Annotated in this window: 1 protein-coding gene; it reads left to right on the top strand. The window is 58.9% G+C overall.

From position 1 onward, the window contains the following. Positions 1 to 94: 94 nt before the first annotated feature. Positions 95 to 399 (top strand): hypothetical protein (locus ACFHWW_RS34370; RefSeq protein WP_379943865.1); only part of this gene is annotated, 305 nt, incomplete at its 3' end.

Raw genomic sequence — 399 nt, 5'->3', positions numbered from 1 at the left:
AGGAGGGGATCCGGCAAGGCTTCCTGTAGACGTGCGCCGGTATGTCCTGACAGAGGTGTGCGAGCAGATTTCAGCCGGTAGCTCTGGCCGGAGCATGCACGACTACTCCGCGGTACAGCGCTTCTCCAACTCCGATATCGCGGAAGACATAGATGTGCTTCTTAAGAAGTACGCCGACAATGACGAGTTGAAGGCATTTCTGCTGCGGATGATCTGGCTTGGGGAGTTGAAATCGCTTCGCCCGACAGTGATGGCTGTTGCGGTCGACCCCGGCGCCGCGAACTATGTCCGGATAACAGCGTTCCGAGCGCTCGCTGCGAGAGGGAGTGCGGATGAGCGTGCACGAGAACGGGCACGCTTTCACGACGAAAGTCCTGAACACGACCGCCATTCGTTCGG

Source organism: Sinorhizobium sp. P24N7 (assembly GCF_042436655.1).
Taxonomy (GTDB): domain Bacteria; phylum Pseudomonadota; class Alphaproteobacteria; order Rhizobiales; family Rhizobiaceae; genus Sinorhizobium; species Sinorhizobium meliloti_A.
Note: the sequence above shows the minus strand (reverse complement) of the source record. Positions and strands in the feature narration are given on the sequence as shown.